Source organism: Pararhodobacter sp. (assembly GCF_036802785.1).
GTDB lineage: Bacteria > Pseudomonadota > Alphaproteobacteria > Rhodobacterales > Rhodobacteraceae > Pararhodobacter.
The window spans coordinates 131685-146038 of sequence record NZ_DAIRVN010000001.1 but is presented as its reverse complement, the minus strand read 5'-3'; the positions used below and the strand labels follow the sequence as shown (position 1 = coordinate 146038).

Genomic DNA, 14354 nt, shown 5'->3' with positions numbered 1-14354 from the left:
CCTGGTTCAGAGCTGGAAGGCGCGCTTGCGGAAGCGCTGCCGGATCAGTTCGGCAAAGGTGTTGATGACAAAGGTCATGATGAAGAGCGTCAGCGCCGCAAGGAACAACACGCGGTAGTTGGTGCCGTCTTTCACCGCCTCTGGCAGTTCGATGGCGATGTTCGCGCTGAGCGTGCGCAGGCCTGAAAAGATGTTCCACTCCATGATCGGTGTGTTGCCCGCCGCCATCACCACGATCATCGTTTCGCCGACCGCGCGCCCCAGCCCCATCATCACCGCCGAGAACACGCCCGAGGCTGCGGTGGGCAGAACCACCCACATTGCCGTCTGCCAGGGCGTGGCCCCGCAGGCCAGTGACGCGGCGCGCAGATGGCTGGGCACCGCGTTGAGCGCGTCTTCGGCCAGCGTGTAGATGTTGGGGATCACCGCGAAAGCCATCACGAAACCCACAACCAGCGCGTTCCTTTGCTGATAGCTGTCCACGAAGCCGCCGCGCGGGTCATAGCCCACCAGCGTCAGCAGGGCTGCAATCGCATAGGACAGCAGCATTGCCGCAACCAGCATGGCCAGCCAGCGCAGGATATCCAGCCGCCCCGCCACAGCGCGGTCACGGTCGCCGACCAGCGCGCGCCAGTGGTGGCCCAGCGTGCGGCGGAACAGCCAGCCCACCACCAGATAGCAAACCGGAAGCAGGATCAGGAACATGAAGGGTGTGCCCGTGCCGGTCTGCCCCGTCGTCCAGCGCTTGAAATCGCCGTAGAACAGCACCCGTTCAAACAGCGGGCCAAGGACATAGGCCGCGCCCGCAGCGACAATGATCATCACCGCCATGAGGATGAACTTGGGAAAGCCGTCATATTTCAGCGCCAACCGAACCGGCAGCATCTGCCACAGGAACGCCCCCAGCATCAGCCCGGTCGGCAGCGCGAACATGCCCAGCAGCACCGCTCCGATCCATTCCTCGACCAGCGGCGCCAGAACCAGCGCGGCGACAAAGCCCAGAACCACGGTGGGCAGGCTTTCCATCATCTCCATCATTGGCTTGACGGTTGCCCGCACCCGCCGATCCACGAATTCCGAGGTATAGATCGCCGCCATCAGCGCGATGGGGGCTGCGAACAGCATGGCGTAGAACGCGGCCTTGGTGGTGCCGAAGATCAGCGGGATCAGCGAATACTTGGGTTCAGCAAGGTCGGTCCCGGCGGTGGACTGCCAGATGAATTCAGGTTCGCCGTACCCTTCATACCAGATGCGGCCAAAGAGCACCCGCAGCGTCACTTCGGCATGATGGGCTCGGAACTGCCAGGCTTCAACCGCGCCGGTCTCTGACATCAGCAGAATACCATCGCCGCGCGGAAACATCATTGCCTGTGCGTGTGCGGTGGCATCGCCTGATCGCTCGAATTCGAACAGCACCTGATCCGAGGTCGAATGAACCAGCCAGACATTGCCATCCGCATCGGTTGCGGCGAAAGACTTGTCGCGTTGTGCCTCGCTCAGATCGACGACCGCTGCGGGCATCGCGGTGTGGGTGCGCGCCTGAACCAGCTCAAACCCGTCGGTGCCGCGCGCGCCGATGCGCTGGATGCGGAACCACACGTTCAGCGAGCCGTCGGCGCCGCCGACAACCAGCGACAACTCGCCGCCAAGGAAGGACAGCGCGGTCACGGCAACCCCATCGGCGGTGGCGCGCAGGGATTCGGCCAGCACCGGCGCGTCGATATTGCGCAGGTCATAGCGGTGCAGGCGGCCATCGGTGGTGGCCACAATGGCCCTGTCGGCAGAGCCGGACAGCAGCACCTGCGTGGCCGAAACGCCGTCTGCCAGCGGCAGGGAAGGCAGATCCACCGTGCTGGTTCTGACCGTCTCTTCGCCGGTCATCATGTTGCGCTGGATGCGCGAGCGGCTGACACGGACCACATTGTCGGCGTCGATCGTGGCGAACGAGATGGTCGGGCGTTCGACCGTGCCGCCGGTGCGGTAATCGAGGGCCACGATGGGAAGTTCGGATATCTGCTGCTCTTCGCCGATCAGGATTTCGGGCGTCAACGTGCGGAAATCGCCGGTCTGAACCCGGGTAAACACCTGCCCGCCCGAGGTCTGATCACGCGCGTTCAAGGGTTGCAGTCCGCCGGGCAGCCGCTCTGTCGTTGTCGCGGTCGAAAGAACCCGAAGCTCTGCAAAGCGGACAGTGCCGTCTTCAAAGCCGATTGCCACGCGGTCACGACCGATGGTGCCGGATACCGCCGTGGCGGGTGCACTGAATTCCAGATTGGTCCGGGAAATCTCGGCGCCGGTCGGAATGTGAAAGACAAGGGCTTCGCCCCCATCGTCAACGCTTATGCCCAGTGTCTGAAATTCGTCGCCATTGACCCACATCACCTGCCCGTTGACGGGTGCGGTGTAGGCCACCTGACCCAGCAGCTGCCCTGAAGACATGAGCGGCATGACCACGCGGACAAGGAACACCATGATCCCCAGAACCGCGACAATCACCATCAGCCCGCCGACGGTGATCACGCTGCTTGCAATCCTCTCGCCCCAGATAACGCTGCGTCGGGTGTCCATGCTGCGCACGCGGCGGCGCTCGGTGCGCGCCTCGTTGCTGTCACCTGCGGGAACTTGGGCGGTATCGGTCATGATGCTCTCGCACGATTGGGGGCGAAAAAGTCGGCAACAACGTCTGCGGGGGCCGGAACAATCCGGCCCCCGCAGGATGTCTGGATCAGTTCAGGCCGAAGGCGGCCAGATCCTGATCGGCGATTGCCGAAACCAGCGGGAAGAAGCCCGCGCGCACAACGTCTGACTGGCCTTCCTGGCTGTAGACGTAGCGGATGAACTCGGCGCGAACCGGCTCCAGCGCTTCGTTCGGATTGTAGTTGACGTAGATGTAGAGGAAGCGTGCGATGGCATAGTCGCCCGAGGCGGCGTTGATGCCGGAGGGCTCATAGCACTCACCGTCTTCACCGCGGATGGAGACAGCACGCACGTCAGCAGTGCCGTAGCCCACGCCCGAGTAGCCGATGCCACCAACGTCAGCGGCAACGCCCTGAATCACGGTCGAGGAGCCGGGCTGCTCGCGCACTTCGGGGCTGTAGTCGCCGCCGAACAGCGCCACGTCCTTGAAGTAGCCATAGGTGCCCGAAGCCGAGTTGCGGCCATACATGGCGATCGGACGGTCAGCCCATTCGCCGGTCAGGCCAACCTGGCCCCAGGTGGTGATGGCTGCGTCGGCGCCGCCAGCGCGGGTCGACGAGAAGATCGCGTCAACTTCCTGCAGGCTCAGGCACTCAAGCGGGTTGTCGCGGTGCACGAAGACACCCAGCGCGTCGATGGCGCCACGGATCGGCAGCGGGGGGTAGCCGTAGCGGGCTTCGAACTGCTCGATTTCCGAACCGCGCATCGGGCGCGACATCGGACCGAACTGGGCGGTGCCTTCGACCATGGCGGGGGGGGCGGTGCCTGAACCGGCACCCTGGATCTGGATCGCAACGTTCGGGTAGAACGAGCGGAAGCCTTCCGACCAGTAGGTCATCAGGTTGTTCAGCGTGTCCGAGCCGATCGACACCAGGTTGCCCGAGACGCCCGAGGCGGCGGTATAGGTAGGCAGAGCGGGGTCAACCGCCTGCGCATTGGCTGTGGTCGCCAGCGCGAGCGTGGCAAACGACAGCAGAGCTGCAGTGCGTTTCATGGGAACTCCATTTGTTGGCAGCGCCCGGACAGAACCGGGCTGCACCTGCTGAATAGCGGCGCTATGTGACGCTTCTGCCAAGTTTGCATGACAGTTGTGTGACAGAGGCCGGAGCCATGCCTGTCAGGCTGCCGCAACCCCCCTGAGGAAGGCGCGCGGCGCCCTTGCGTGTCTGGTCGGAGGCGAAAACGCCGGGTGCTGCCGGGCCGGGCGCGCGCAGGCGCTGCCCGGATCTGGCGTGATTCCGGCAGAGCGAATCGCCGGGGTCGGCTAGGGCAAAGCCGTTGTCGCCGCGCTTTCACGCAGGCTGCAACGTCGGCGTTCAGCGCGGATCGCCCGCCGCGTCCCTTAAACGGGTGCGGGGCAAATAAAGTGTCCCCTGATGCTCGATTGGTTCATATGATCTTTACTGTCAGTTCATATGGACTATATAACGGTCGCAGGAGAACAAGATGCAGATTGCTGTTAAAACCCGGGAGCCCGCTGCTTTCAACGCCGTCGCGTTGAAAGCCTATGCGCGTGTGGTGGAACTCTGGTCTCTTTCCCAGAAAGAGGCCGCCGCGCTGGCCGATATGTCTGAAAGCACCTGGAAGCGGGCGAAGAAGCCGGGTTTCTCCGGTGAACTCACCAAGGACCAGCTGCTGCGCCTCAGTGCGGTGATCGGCATCTACAAATCGCTGGATCTGTATTTCTCTGACCCGCTTTCCCGAACATGGTTCACCCGGCCCAATACCGGCCCGCTTTTCAGTGGTGCCCGGCCCATCGACACGGCAATTGACGGCGGCCTGCCGCAGATCCTTGCGATCCGGAACTATCTGGATGCGCTCCGGGGCGGAGCATGAAGCAGACCGAGATTTCGGATCGCGGTCTGGTTCGTCTGTTGCCCGCCACCTACCATAAACCACCCTCGCTGCGCGGTTTGGTGGACAGCGATGATGAACTGGACATCCTTGCCGAAATCGAAGGGATGACCAGCGCCCGGCTGCTTGCCGAACGGGGCCGCAGTCCGCATCTGGACCCGCGTGAACTGGCATGGCACCGGCGCCACCGCGATCTGCGGATTTATGGCGACACGCATGTCAACGCGGCTTTCACCTATACCCGGGCGGGCGGCAACCGGTTCAACACCGATGAGCGCGGCGCGTGGTATTGCGCCTGGAGCACCATGGTTTCGGTCGCGGAAGTGGCCTGGCACCGAACGCGGGAGCTTGGGTTCACCGGCACCTTCAATGACAGCGCGCGCTATGTGGAACTTCTTGCCGATTTCATCGGTGTCTTCGACGATATCACGGATGAGCCTGCGCATGTGGCGCTCAACCCTGATCCGGCGGTGGGGTATCCTGAGGGTCAGAGCCTTGCTGAGCGGCTCAGGCGTGAGGGCTCGCGGGGGCTAATCTACCCCTCGGTCAGGGCACCGGGTGAGGGCGGGAATTGTCTGGTGTGTTTTGAACCCAATGCGATTCAGAATGTGCGCCCGGGCGCGTCATGGGATCTGGTGTGGAACGGAACGCCAGACTATGCGGTTTATGCAATCAACTGACGGCTGTGCACCCCCGCTTTTCCAACAAAAGCAATGAAAAAAACACAAACGTCTCCTATGCTTGCCCGATTCGATCCTTCAACCGAGGTGCTTTGTGTCTGAGAATGTGTTAAATCTGCCAGTATCCCGCCGACTGTTTGCAGGGTTCATGCTGGCGGGCAGCATGCTCGCACTGAGTGCATGTTCGGACGGGGTGTTCTTCGTCCCCGGTCTGACGGGCGCGGCCCCCACTGACTGGGTAACCCGAAGCAGTGATCATGCCTGGATCAGCCCGCCTGGCCTGATCCTTGTCATGGAGCGGCAGGTTCGTGGCCGGACCGAGCAGAAACTGGCGCTGCCCAACCGCACCAGCCTTGCGGGCGACAATTTCATCTATCTGCATACCGTCTCCACGCCCAATCCGCCGGGCATGCGGCTGGAAGAGGCGCTTTCAGGGATCGATGGGCTGCCGCTGCCCTTCACCGAAGACGATCTGAGCGTGATGCGCGGGCGCGATGATTCGGCGGGGGCGCTGGCATGGGCAGAATGGACAAGCGGCGCCGGAACAACCTGCGTGCTGGCCATGCGCCGCCTGACCGTGGAGGACCGGGCGCTGCCCGCGCGCGTCACCGCGCTGGACATGGTCATGCGCAACTGCGTGCCCGGTTCCGCGGATGATGCGCTTGCCCCGGCTGACGCCCGCCATGTCGCTTTCCCTTCTGCGCGCGGGGCGCGGCAGGGGGCGTCGCAGCGCATTCTGTCGCCTCTGGCGGCACCGATGTGAGGGGCGGCGCGCCGATGTCAGGGCACAGCAAAACCGCAGGTGCTCCGGGTATCGCCTTATCCATGATCCGTTTTCCAGCCACCGTGCAACGCCGCGCATCCGTGGTCCAATCAAGGTTATTTCCGTCATGCCTTTGTCCATGAACCGCACCTCAATTCTTGTGGCACTCGCGCTGGTCTGTGCGCAGGCTGTGGCCCTGCCCGTCGCCGCGCAGACCCCGGGTCAGGATGATTTGCAGGCGCTGCGCTACTATCTGCAGGAAGGTAACCAGCAGGCCGTGCGCTCTGAGTTGCGGCGCCTGCAGCTTCAGTTCCCGGAATGGAGCCCGCCCGCCGACACCTCGGTCCTGTTCGAAACGCAGGCGCCTCAGAACATCGACCAGATCTACCGCTTGATCGAGGCCGGGGATTTCAGCGGCGCGCGCGCCCTGATCGAACAGACCAGCAGCGCTTCCGCTGGCTGGACCCCGCCCACGGAGATGATGGAACTGCTCACTATCTCCGAGGCGCAGCAGTCTTTCACAACCGCCGTCAACGCCAGTCAGGCTGAAGTTGCCATCGCGGTTGCCCGGCGCAGCCCTGCCATTCTGTCCTGCGAGCGGATCAACAACGCCTGGAGCCTGGGCGACATGCATCTGCTTCTGGGTGACACCAACGCCGCGCTGAATGTCTATCGCGCGGTGCTGCAAAGCTGCAGCGCGCCGGAGCTTCTGATTGCCACGCTGGAAAAAGCCGATGCGGTGGCAAGCCTTGAGCAACTGACCGAATTTTCGGACATCGCGCAAACGCAGGCCCCGGCATCGGAAGCGCGCATCCGTCAGGTTGAGGACAGGTTGCGCGCTGGTCGGCAGGTCCCTGCGCGCTGGGGCAATGGCGAGCAGGTGATCGCACTGGGTGCAGTGGGCGGCACTGCGCCATCCGCGCAGACGACCGGCAGCCAGCCGCCGCCGCAACGCCCTGCGGCTTCCTCGGCGGCCCCGGCTGCCCCCACGTCGCCTGCCCCCGCAACCTCCGCCGCGCCGTCGGCGCGCGGGTTGTCAGCCGTGCAAGCCGCCGCAGATCGCGGGGCATGGGCGGAATGCCTGGCGCTTTCAACGGGCTCAACCCAGATTTCCGTGATCTATCAGCGGGGGTGGTGCGCCTATAATGCGGAGCGGACCATGGAGGCGATCGCCGCCTTCCGTGAGGCGGCGGCGCGCGGCACCGACCAGACCATGCGCCGGGATGCCCAATATGGCATGCTTCTGTCCATGCTGCGGATGAACATGACCGAAGAGGTTGCGCGCATTTCGGCCAGCGCGCCGATGACGCGCGAACAGCGTGTCGAGATCGAAAGCCAGATCCTTGATCAGCGAGGTGTCCGCGCCTATGAGCGCCGTGAATATGCCCGCGCAATCAGCTTTTTCGATGCTCATGCTGAGCTCACCGGCGTCATGCGGCGCGATCTGCAATTGCTGAAGGGCTATGCCCTGCTCAACCTCGGTCAGCAGGTGGCCGCCCGCGAAATCTTCACGCGGCTGGATCGGCAGCTTTCAACGCGCGAGACGCGCGCCGCCGTGAACGCCACTTTCTGAACCGGCACGGCCGGTGGCCGCCTGTAGCCGATGAACGGGCCAAGCGGCTCCTATTTCAGCGTCGGTCAGTAAGTGCCGGGCGGATCGCTTGCGGGAAATGATTCGTCCGCGCGCTCATCCGTCATGTCCCAGTCGCGGGGCGGATCTTTCATCGCGCGCCGCCCTGCCTGCCGCACATCGGGCTCCGGCGTGCCTGAGGCTCGTTCCTGCGCCAACCGGCGGCTGCGTTGGGCGAGCGCTTCAAGCACGGTATAGGCTATCAGTGCTGCAATCATCAGTCTGCGTATCAGCATGTCAGGCTCCGAATTTTAAGATTTTAAGGGGTTCGTCCGGCGCGTGGTCAACCCTTGCGGGAAGGGCCGGGTTCGCGCGCCGCAGGTTTCTTGCCGGGCTGGCCGGGCTGGTTCTGCGCGGGGTCCTGATCGCCCGCGCCGGGTTGCTTCATCGTCCCGGTGGCATTCGCGTTGACATCGGTGCGATGGTGCCCCGCCGGATCAATCTGCTGCTGGCGCTGGTCGATCACACGGGGTTCGGGCCTGCGAAGGGCTTCGTTCGCGGGAAGGTCGCGCGGGGGCGGGGGCGTGCGGGAGGGCATGATGCGGGTGCTCGTATGCTGTTGCTGCACAGACGCAACCCGCCAGTGCCGCCGGTAGTTCCCGCAAGGTGCCGTGATCGACGCAGTCCCGCCGCCAAAGCCGTCTGCGCAATAAACATGCAGCAACTCAGCCCGCCTGTCGAACATTGGCGCGCCGGGGCGCAACTGCCCGCAGATCTGTATTTATCCGGCCCGGCAAATGTGCCACGACAAGCACAACCAACAACGAGGGAGAGGGCTGATGCAGCCGAAAGACAGCGCGTTCCAACCGATTCCGGGCATGCAGACCCCGCGATTTGCCGGGATGCCGACATTCATGCGACTGCCGCATCTTGACCTTGAAAGCGCGCAGGCAGCCAAGGCGGATATCGGTATTGTGGGGGTTCCCTTTGATGGCGGCACCTCCAACCGCCCCGGCCCGCGCCACGGTCCCCGGCAGCTGCGCGACCTTTCCACCATGATCCGCACCACCCATCCGCGCAGCGGCGTGAACCCCTTTAAGCTGGTGAATTGCGCCGATCTGGGCGATGCGCCGGTCAATCCGATGGACATCATGCAAAGCCTCGACATGATCACCGGCTTCTTCAACCGGATGTCAGACAAGGGGATTGTGCCGCTGACGGCGGGGGGCGATCACCTGATCTCATTTCCGATCCTGCGCGCGCTGGGGCGGGATGGCCCGGTGGGAATGATCCATTTTGATGCGCATACCGATATGAACGATGTCTATTTCGGTGACAGCAAATATACCCATGGCACACCCTTCCGGCGCGCGATTGAGCAGGGTTTCCTTGACCCGAAGCGCACCATCCAGATCGGTATCCGCGGCGTGAAATACGAGGTGTCAGATTTCGACTGGGCGCTGGAGCAAGGCGTTCGTATCGTGGAAATCGACGAGTTCTTTGAGCGCGGTGTGGCGTCGGTCATGACTGAAGCGCGCGAGATCGTGGGCGACGGGAAAACCTATATCAGCTTTGATATCGACGGGATCGACCCGGCCTTCGCCCCAGGCACCGGCACACCGGAAATTGGCGGTTTCACAACCTATCAGGCGCAACAGATGGTCCGGGCGCTGGAGGGGCTGAACCTTGTCGGCGCCGATCTGGTTGAGGTTTCGCCGCCGTTTGATCCGTCAGGAGGCACGGCCTGGGTGGGCGTTTCCATCATGTTTGAACTGCTCTGCGTTCTTGCCACCGCACAAGATGCGCGCAGCCACAGTCAGGTCTGAGAAGGGTCGCAACCATAGGTCAGAAAAACTGCCGTTTCAGGGTGCCCCGGAGGCCATCTGACCCTTGCGCTGATCGTTCCCGCATGCTTGTATACAGGTATCCATCCCCGGCAAGCATGCGGAACACCGATGTCGACACAAGGCAATGCCCCGAACGCCGTTGCAGGCGGGCCCCCCTCTGCCGATGCTCCGGGCCAGCCCCTGCGCCCGGTCGATCTGGGCGATTTCGCGCCGGGAGGGTTGCTTCTGTCGGCCATGCCCGGCCGCAGCGGCGATTTTCCGGCCGATCTGGCGCAGATGACGGCGCATTCCGTTTCCAGTATTCTCTGTCTGGTAGAGCGCAATGAGCTGGAGCGCATGGCGCCGGACTACGCCCGCTTCTGCGCCGATGCACCGGTAAGCCCCGCGCTGATCAGCCATCCGGTTCCTGATCTGGGCCTGCCCCGCGATGTACCCGCTTACCGTGCGACGATCAACGCCGCGTCGCAGCGACTGAAGGCGGGTGAGAGCCTGCTGATCCATTGCGCTGCCGGAATCGGGCGCACGGGGATGACGGCGATTGCCGTGCTTTGCGCCCTTGGCATGGATGAACACACCGCCCGGGCACGGGTTGCAGCGGCAGGATCAGGCCCGGAAACCGAAGAGCAGCGTGAATTCCTGCAGGAGCTTGTGCGCGGATGCTGAAGATCGAGGGGCTGACACGGCGTTTTGGTGAGGCAGTGGCGCTGGATTCGGTGTCGCTGAGCGTGGCGCCCAATGAATTTGTCGGGGTCATCGGGCGCTCAGGGGCCGGGAAATCAACGCTGCTGCGGCTGATCAACCGGCTGGTGGAACCCAGCGCCGGAAAAATCATGTTCGACGGCGCAGATGTCACGCGCAAACGCGGTCGCGCGCTGCGCGACTGGCGCAGGCAGGCGGCGATGATCTTCCAGCAATTCGCGCTGATTGATCAGCTGAGCGTGCTGGACAATGTGCTGGTCGGCCGCCTTGCCCTGACGCCGCGCTGGCGCACCTGGACATTGCAGTTCCGCCCCGAAGACCGGGCGCTGGCGATCGAGGCGCTGCACCGGCTGGATATGGCCGAATACGCCCTCAAACGCGCGGATGAGCTGTCGGGCGGGCAGCAGCAGCGTGTCGCCATTGCGCGCGCGCTGGTGCAGCAACCGCGCCTGATGCTGGCCGATGAGCCCGTGGCCTCGCTGGACCCGCGCAGCACGACGGCGGTGATGGATGCGCTGCAACGCATCAACGCCGAAGACGGCCTGCCGGTGATCTGCAACCTTCATCACATCGATCTGGCACGGCGCTACTGCACGCGCATCGTGGGGGTGCGCCGTGGCCGGGTGGTGTTTGACGGGCCGGTGGACGCGCTCGACGATGCGGCGATCCATGCGATCTATGACGAGTAGGCCATGAACACCGCGCAGGATGCCATCCGCATTATCGAGGCCCGCCGCGCCGGTCTGCGCGCATCGCGGCGCCGTCAGACGCTGTTGTTGCTGGTCGTGCTCTGCGCGGCTCTGGTTCTCGCCGGGCATATCGGCGAGGTCTCATGGCACAAGTTCATCGAGGGGATGCCGCGCTTTGGCCGCTACATCATGCGGACCATGCCGCAGCTTTCGCTCGCCTCGCTGAGCGGGGATCTGGCGCGCTGGATGTGGAACTTTCCCACATGGGTAAGGCTGCTGCTTGATACGGTTCTGATTGCCTTCGTCGCAACAACCCTGGGTGTGGCCGGGGCCTTTGCGCTGTGTTTCGCGGCCTCCGACAATCTGGCACCCAACCGTTTTGTCTATCACCTTGCGCGGCGCAGCCTTGAAGTGCTGCGCACCGTGCCCGAGCTGGTTTTTGCGCTGCTGTTCGTCTTTGCCTTCGGGCTGGGGGCGATGGCCGGCGTACTGGCGATTGCGCTGCATACGATGGGGGTGCTGGGCAAGCTCTTTTCCGAGATCAACGAGACAGTGTCAGAGCGCGCGCTTGAGGGCCTCGTGGCCGCAGGGGCGGCGCGCGGGCAGGTCATCCGCTACGGTATCGTGCCGCGCATTCTGCCCGGGTTCATCAGCTATACGCTGCTGCGTTTCGAGATCAATGTGCGCTCGGCCTCGGTCATCGGCTTTGTGGGTGCGGGCGGCATCGGGCAGGAGCTGATGTTCGTCATCAACCAGTTCATTTACCGCGATATCAGCGCAATCCTGCTCCTGCTGATCATCACCGTGGCGCTGGTCGATATTGCCAGCGAATGGATGCGCCACCGCATCATCGGCGGGGAGTTCAAGCGATGACGCCACCAGATGCCCGCCGCATGGAAGCGCTGGCCCGCCAATACCCCGGCACCATCACCCTTGCGCCGCTTGTCCTGTGGCGGCGGCGCGCACTTATCTTCGGGTTTCTGGTTGCCTTTCTGGCGGCTGCGCAGGCGCTGGGGCTGTCGCCGGGTGTGTTTTTTACAGGACTGAGCGATCTGGGGATTATCGCGGGACAGATGTGGCCGCCCACCAGCAAGGGCTTCTTTCTGGACTATCTGTATGCGCTGGGTGAAACGGTCGCTATTGCCTTTCTGGGCACCATCGCCGCCAGCGTCATTTCGGTGCCGCTGGGCTTTCTGGGCGCGCGTAATGTGGTGCGCAACGGGGTGATCCATTTTGGCCTGCGCCGGGTGCTGGATGTGGTGCGCGGGGTTGATGTGCTGATCTGGGCGCTGATCTTTGTGTCGGTGGTGGGTCTGGGCCCGTTTGCGGGCATTCTGGCGATCGCGCTCAACGATATCGGCGTTCTTGCCAAGCTTTACGCCGAAGGGGTCGAAAACGCCGATCGCCGCGCGGGCGACGGGGTGCGCGCGGCGGGCGGCAGCCAGGCAGATGTCGCGCGGCTGGCGATCTGGCCGCAGGTGTTTCCGGTGTTTCTGTCCAACAGCCTGTATTTCTTCGAGGCCAACACCCGCTCGGCCACCATTCTGGGCGTGGTCGGCGCCGGGGGGATCGGCTTCTACCTGACCGACCGCATCCGCGTGAATGCCTGGAGCGATGTGGCTTTCATCATCCTGATGATCCTGCCCACGGTCGCGGTGATTGACTGGCTGTCGCGCCGGCTTCGGCAAAAGGCGCTTGGCCGCGCCACGCGCGACGTGCCCCCGGCACCCGAGGGCTGAGCCCCTGCTATCTGGCGGGACAGCCCCCCGCCCCTGCCCCGCAGACATGGAAAAGCCCGGGCAAGTCACCTTGCCCGGGCTTTCTGTTGCTGCGCCGCTCAGTTGCTGCGCTGTCTCAGCATCTCTTCGCGCATGGCGATGCTGTCCTCGAAGGCTTCATGTGCCACCGGCACCAGATGCGTCCAGGAACCGACGCTCACCACTTCCAGCCGCTCAGGGTCACGCTCATGAAACTCGGTCAGCGCCTCCAGCAGCGCTTCTTGCAGGTCAGCGGGCATCGAAGCGCGCACCGACCATGCGTCTGACGGGATCAGCGGGCTTTCCCAGATCACCTTGACCGCGTTCGCTTCAATCTCGCCGCGATCAACCATCCGCTGGACGGCGCCGTTGTCGGCAGCATAGTGCCAGGTGGCCGCCGCATCATAGGTATTGCGCACCACGGCAAGGATGCCGTTTTCATGGCTGCCCGAAAACCCGGTGGAGGCGAAATGGCCTTCCAGAAGGCCCATCTGGCCAAGGTAGAAGTTCGGCACCAGATAGCCTGATGCGGAATTGGGGTCGGCAAAGGCCAGCGTCTGGCCTGCCAGATCTTCCAGCGATTCCGCTTCGCTGTCGCTGGCAACGACAACCACCGCGTAATAGCCCCGGTCGCCGGTGTTCGACACGGCATGCGCCAATGGCGTCAGGTCGCCCTCAAGCACATCCCAGGCGGATGCATAGGCGGCAGCGCCGAACATCGCCATGTCCGCTTCGTTTGCGTCCATGGCCTGAATGATGCCGCTATAGGCATTGGCCATCCGCAGCGTGACCGGCACGCCCAGCTGCTCGGACAGGTATTCGGCGAAGGGCCCCCAGCGGCGGGCGCCTTCTTCGGCGTTTTCGATGGGGGGAACGCCGACAGTCAGTGCCGGATACTGGGCGCGCCAGTCGGCGGCGGCGGGCAGGGCTGCGGTGATGGCAAGGATGGCCACACCGGCCATAAGGGTTCTGCGCTTCATCGGTTGAATCTCCACTGAGGAACTGTATGCCTGTATACAGGTGCATAGTCGCCGGGCGGAAATCAGTAAAGTGAAGTTTGGATGACAGTGGCCGGGCGCGCCCGCACCGTCAGAGATGCCTTACTTTCGGCACCCTGTGCATAAAACTTACGCAATCATGTGTTCAGATTCACGCCGCCGGATGCGTCGCCGTCGCCGCCAAAGACGTCAGCTTTCCGGCCCCGCTGTCGGCGCTCAGGGCTTTTGCCAGCGCATCTGACAAGATGGCATGCTGGCGTGTCAGCGCGGCCGCGTCGAACCCCTGCGAGCGCCGCAGAATGCGCCAATGCGCGGCGCTGTGGGCCTCGGCAAGGATGGGGTCTTCGATCAGCGCATTGATCATCGGGATCAGTGCCGCGCGCAGCTCAAAATGCCGCTCAAAACTGAAGGCTTCCGGGGCGATGGCCTCAAGCGACATTGCCAGTCCGCGCAGCGTGAATTCAAGCTGCGGAACCAGCGCGCGCGTCGATGTCGCGCCTGCCAGTTCAAGAATGCCGCGCAGCACCTCGAAATCACGTCGCTCGGCTTTCGGGTCCAGCGGCGCCACCACCGAGCCCACCCCTGAACGGGTCTGTACCAGATGCTCATACGACAGGCGCTGCAACGCATACCGGATCGGCGTGCGGCTGACCCCGAATTCTGCGGCCAGCTTGTTTTCATACAGCAGTTGTTCGACATCAGGGTCGGACATGCAGATGCGCAGCCGCAGCGTATTGACGATCGCGTCAAGGTTTGAGGTTTCCGCCCCGCCTGAGTATTCTGCGTTTCTGATCATGGTG

At 63.7% G+C, this 14354-nt stretch carries 15 protein-coding genes; 9 read left to right on the top strand and 6 right to left on the bottom strand.

The features are described 5' to 3' along the window. Nucleotides 1-6: 6 nt before the first annotated feature. Nucleotides 7-2640 (bottom strand): hypothetical protein, encoded by a 2634-nt coding sequence (locus V7Q53_RS00635; RefSeq protein ID WP_333826422.1) that lies wholly within the window; start codon nt 2638-2640, stop codon nt 7-9. Between the two features lie 85 nt (nt 2641-2725). Continuing rightward, nucleotides 2726-3691, bottom strand: coding sequence for a PstS family phosphate ABC transporter substrate-binding protein (locus tag V7Q53_RS00630; RefSeq protein ID WP_333826421.1), 966 nt, complete (start codon nt 3689-3691; stop codon nt 2726-2728). A 452-nt stretch (nt 3692-4143) separates the two neighbouring features. On the opposite strand from V7Q53_RS00630, the gene V7Q53_RS00625 reads away from it, so the two are divergent. The 4 genes from V7Q53_RS00625 (at nt 4144) to V7Q53_RS00610 (ending at nt 7567) form a co-directional block, all read left to right on the top strand. Beyond that, nucleotides 4144-4533 carry an MbcA/ParS/Xre antitoxin family protein gene (locus V7Q53_RS00625; RefSeq protein ID WP_333826420.1) on the top strand — a complete coding sequence of 130 codons (390 nt, stop codon included), beginning with the start codon at nt 4144-4146 and terminating at the stop codon, nt 4531-4533. Next, entirely contained in the window at nt 4530-5231 is a 702-nt protein-coding gene (locus V7Q53_RS00620; RefSeq protein ID WP_333826419.1) for an RES family NAD+ phosphorylase, read from the top strand. Before V7Q53_RS00625 ends, V7Q53_RS00620 begins: the two co-directional genes overlap by 4 nt. Nucleotides 5232-5394: 163 nt before the next feature. After that, nucleotides 5395-5994 (top strand): hypothetical protein, encoded by a 600-nt coding sequence (locus V7Q53_RS00615; protein WP_333826418.1) that lies wholly within the window; start codon nt 5395-5397, stop codon nt 5992-5994. Nucleotides 5995-6133: 139 nt separating this feature from the next. Next, nucleotides 6134-7567, top strand: coding sequence for a hypothetical protein (locus V7Q53_RS00610; protein WP_333826417.1), 1434 nt, complete (start codon nt 6134-6136; stop codon nt 7565-7567). Nucleotides 7568-7632: 65 nt separating this feature from the next. Here the strand turns inward: V7Q53_RS00610 and V7Q53_RS00605 are convergent, their stop codons facing one another. Together V7Q53_RS00605 and V7Q53_RS00600 are read right to left on the bottom strand one after the other, a co-directional pair. Further along, nucleotides 7633-7860, bottom strand: coding sequence for a hypothetical protein (locus tag V7Q53_RS00605; RefSeq protein ID WP_333826416.1), 228 nt, complete (start codon nt 7858-7860; stop codon nt 7633-7635). A gap of 47 nt (nt 7861-7907) precedes the next feature. After that, nucleotides 7908-8162 (bottom strand): hypothetical protein, encoded by a 255-nt coding sequence (locus tag V7Q53_RS00600; RefSeq protein WP_333826415.1) that lies wholly within the window; start codon nt 8160-8162, stop codon nt 7908-7910. 241 nt (nt 8163-8403) lie between these two features. On the opposite strand from V7Q53_RS00600, the gene speB reads away from it, so the two are divergent. The 5 genes from speB (at nt 8404) to phnE (V7Q53_RS00575) (ending at nt 12538) form a co-directional block, all read left to right on the top strand. Beyond that, nucleotides 8404-9390: an agmatinase gene (speB, locus tag V7Q53_RS00595; RefSeq protein WP_333826414.1), complete on the top strand. Its 987-nt coding sequence runs from the start codon at nt 8404-8406 to the stop codon at nt 9388-9390. A gap of 129 nt (nt 9391-9519) precedes the next feature. Continuing rightward, on the top strand, nt 9520-10074 hold the full coding sequence (locus V7Q53_RS00590) for a tyrosine-protein phosphatase (RefSeq protein WP_333826413.1): 555 nt from the start codon (nt 9520-9522) through the stop codon (nt 10072-10074). Continuing rightward, nucleotides 10068-10799 (top strand): phosphonate ABC transporter ATP-binding protein, encoded by a 732-nt coding sequence (gene phnC / locus V7Q53_RS00585; protein ID WP_333826412.1) that lies wholly within the window; start codon nt 10068-10070, stop codon nt 10797-10799. Before V7Q53_RS00590 ends, phnC begins: the two co-directional genes overlap by 7 nt. Before the next feature lie 3 nt (nt 10800-10802). Next, nucleotides 10803-11672 carry a phosphonate ABC transporter, permease protein PhnE gene (gene phnE, locus V7Q53_RS00580; RefSeq protein WP_333826411.1) on the top strand — a complete coding sequence of 290 codons (870 nt, stop codon included), beginning with the start codon at nt 10803-10805 and terminating at the stop codon, nt 11670-11672. Further along, on the top strand, nt 11669-12538 hold the full coding sequence (phnE, locus tag V7Q53_RS00575) for a phosphonate ABC transporter, permease protein PhnE (protein ID WP_333826410.1): 870 nt from the start codon (nt 11669-11671) through the stop codon (nt 12536-12538). Before phnE (V7Q53_RS00580) ends, phnE (V7Q53_RS00575) begins: the two co-directional genes overlap by 4 nt. 98 nt (nt 12539-12636) lie before the next feature. On the opposite strand, the gene phnD is transcribed toward phnE (V7Q53_RS00575), so the two are convergent. Beyond that, nucleotides 12637-13536: a phosphate/phosphite/phosphonate ABC transporter substrate-binding protein gene (gene phnD / locus V7Q53_RS00570; protein WP_333826409.1), complete on the bottom strand. Its 900-nt coding sequence runs from the start codon at nt 13534-13536 to the stop codon at nt 12637-12639. 169 nt (nt 13537-13705) lie between these two features. Beyond that, nucleotides 13706-14350 carry a GntR family transcriptional regulator gene (locus V7Q53_RS00565; RefSeq protein ID WP_333826408.1) on the bottom strand — a complete coding sequence of 215 codons (645 nt, stop codon included), beginning with the start codon at nt 14348-14350 and terminating at the stop codon, nt 13706-13708. Between the last annotated feature and the right edge of the window lie 4 nt (nt 14351-14354).

Excerpts from the sequence above, each read along its gene's own strand:
- V7Q53_RS00635 (WP_333826422.1), bottom strand. The coding sequence starts at position 2,640 with ATGACCGATACCGCCCAAGTTCCCGCAGGTGACAGCAACGAGGCGCGC.
- V7Q53_RS00630 (WP_333826421.1), bottom strand. The coding sequence starts at position 3,691 with ATGAAACGCACTGCAGCTCTGCTGTCGTTTGCCACGCTCGCGCTGGCG.
- V7Q53_RS00625 (WP_333826420.1), top strand. The coding sequence starts at position 4,144 with ATGCAGATTGCTGTTAAAACCCGGGAGCCCGCTGCTTTCAACGCCGTC.
- V7Q53_RS00620 (WP_333826419.1), top strand. The coding sequence starts at position 4,530 with ATGAAGCAGACCGAGATTTCGGATCGCGGTCTGGTTCGTCTGTTGCCC.
- V7Q53_RS00615 (WP_333826418.1), top strand. The coding sequence starts at position 5,395 with ATGCTCGCACTGAGTGCATGTTCGGACGGGGTGTTCTTCGTCCCCGGT.
- V7Q53_RS00610 (WP_333826417.1), top strand. The coding sequence starts at position 6,134 with ATGAACCGCACCTCAATTCTTGTGGCACTCGCGCTGGTCTGTGCGCAG.
- V7Q53_RS00605 (WP_333826416.1), bottom strand. The coding sequence starts at position 7,860 with ATGCTGATACGCAGACTGATGATTGCAGCACTGATAGCCTATACCGTG.
- V7Q53_RS00600 (WP_333826415.1), bottom strand. The coding sequence starts at position 8,162 with ATGCCCTCCCGCACGCCCCCGCCCCCGCGCGACCTTCCCGCGAACGAA.
- speB (WP_333826414.1), top strand. The coding sequence starts at position 8,404 with ATGCAGCCGAAAGACAGCGCGTTCCAACCGATTCCGGGCATGCAGACC.
- V7Q53_RS00590 (WP_333826413.1), top strand. The coding sequence starts at position 9,520 with ATGTCGACACAAGGCAATGCCCCGAACGCCGTTGCAGGCGGGCCCCCC.
- phnC (WP_333826412.1), top strand. The coding sequence starts at position 10,068 with ATGCTGAAGATCGAGGGGCTGACACGGCGTTTTGGTGAGGCAGTGGCG.
- phnE (WP_333826411.1), top strand. The coding sequence starts at position 10,803 with ATGAACACCGCGCAGGATGCCATCCGCATTATCGAGGCCCGCCGCGCC.
- phnE (WP_333826410.1), top strand. The coding sequence starts at position 11,669 with ATGACGCCACCAGATGCCCGCCGCATGGAAGCGCTGGCCCGCCAATAC.
- phnD (WP_333826409.1), bottom strand. The coding sequence starts at position 13,536 with ATGAAGCGCAGAACCCTTATGGCCGGTGTGGCCATCCTTGCCATCACC.
- V7Q53_RS00565 (WP_333826408.1), bottom strand. The coding sequence starts at position 14,350 with ATGATCAGAAACGCAGAATACTCAGGCGGGGCGGAAACCTCAAACCTT.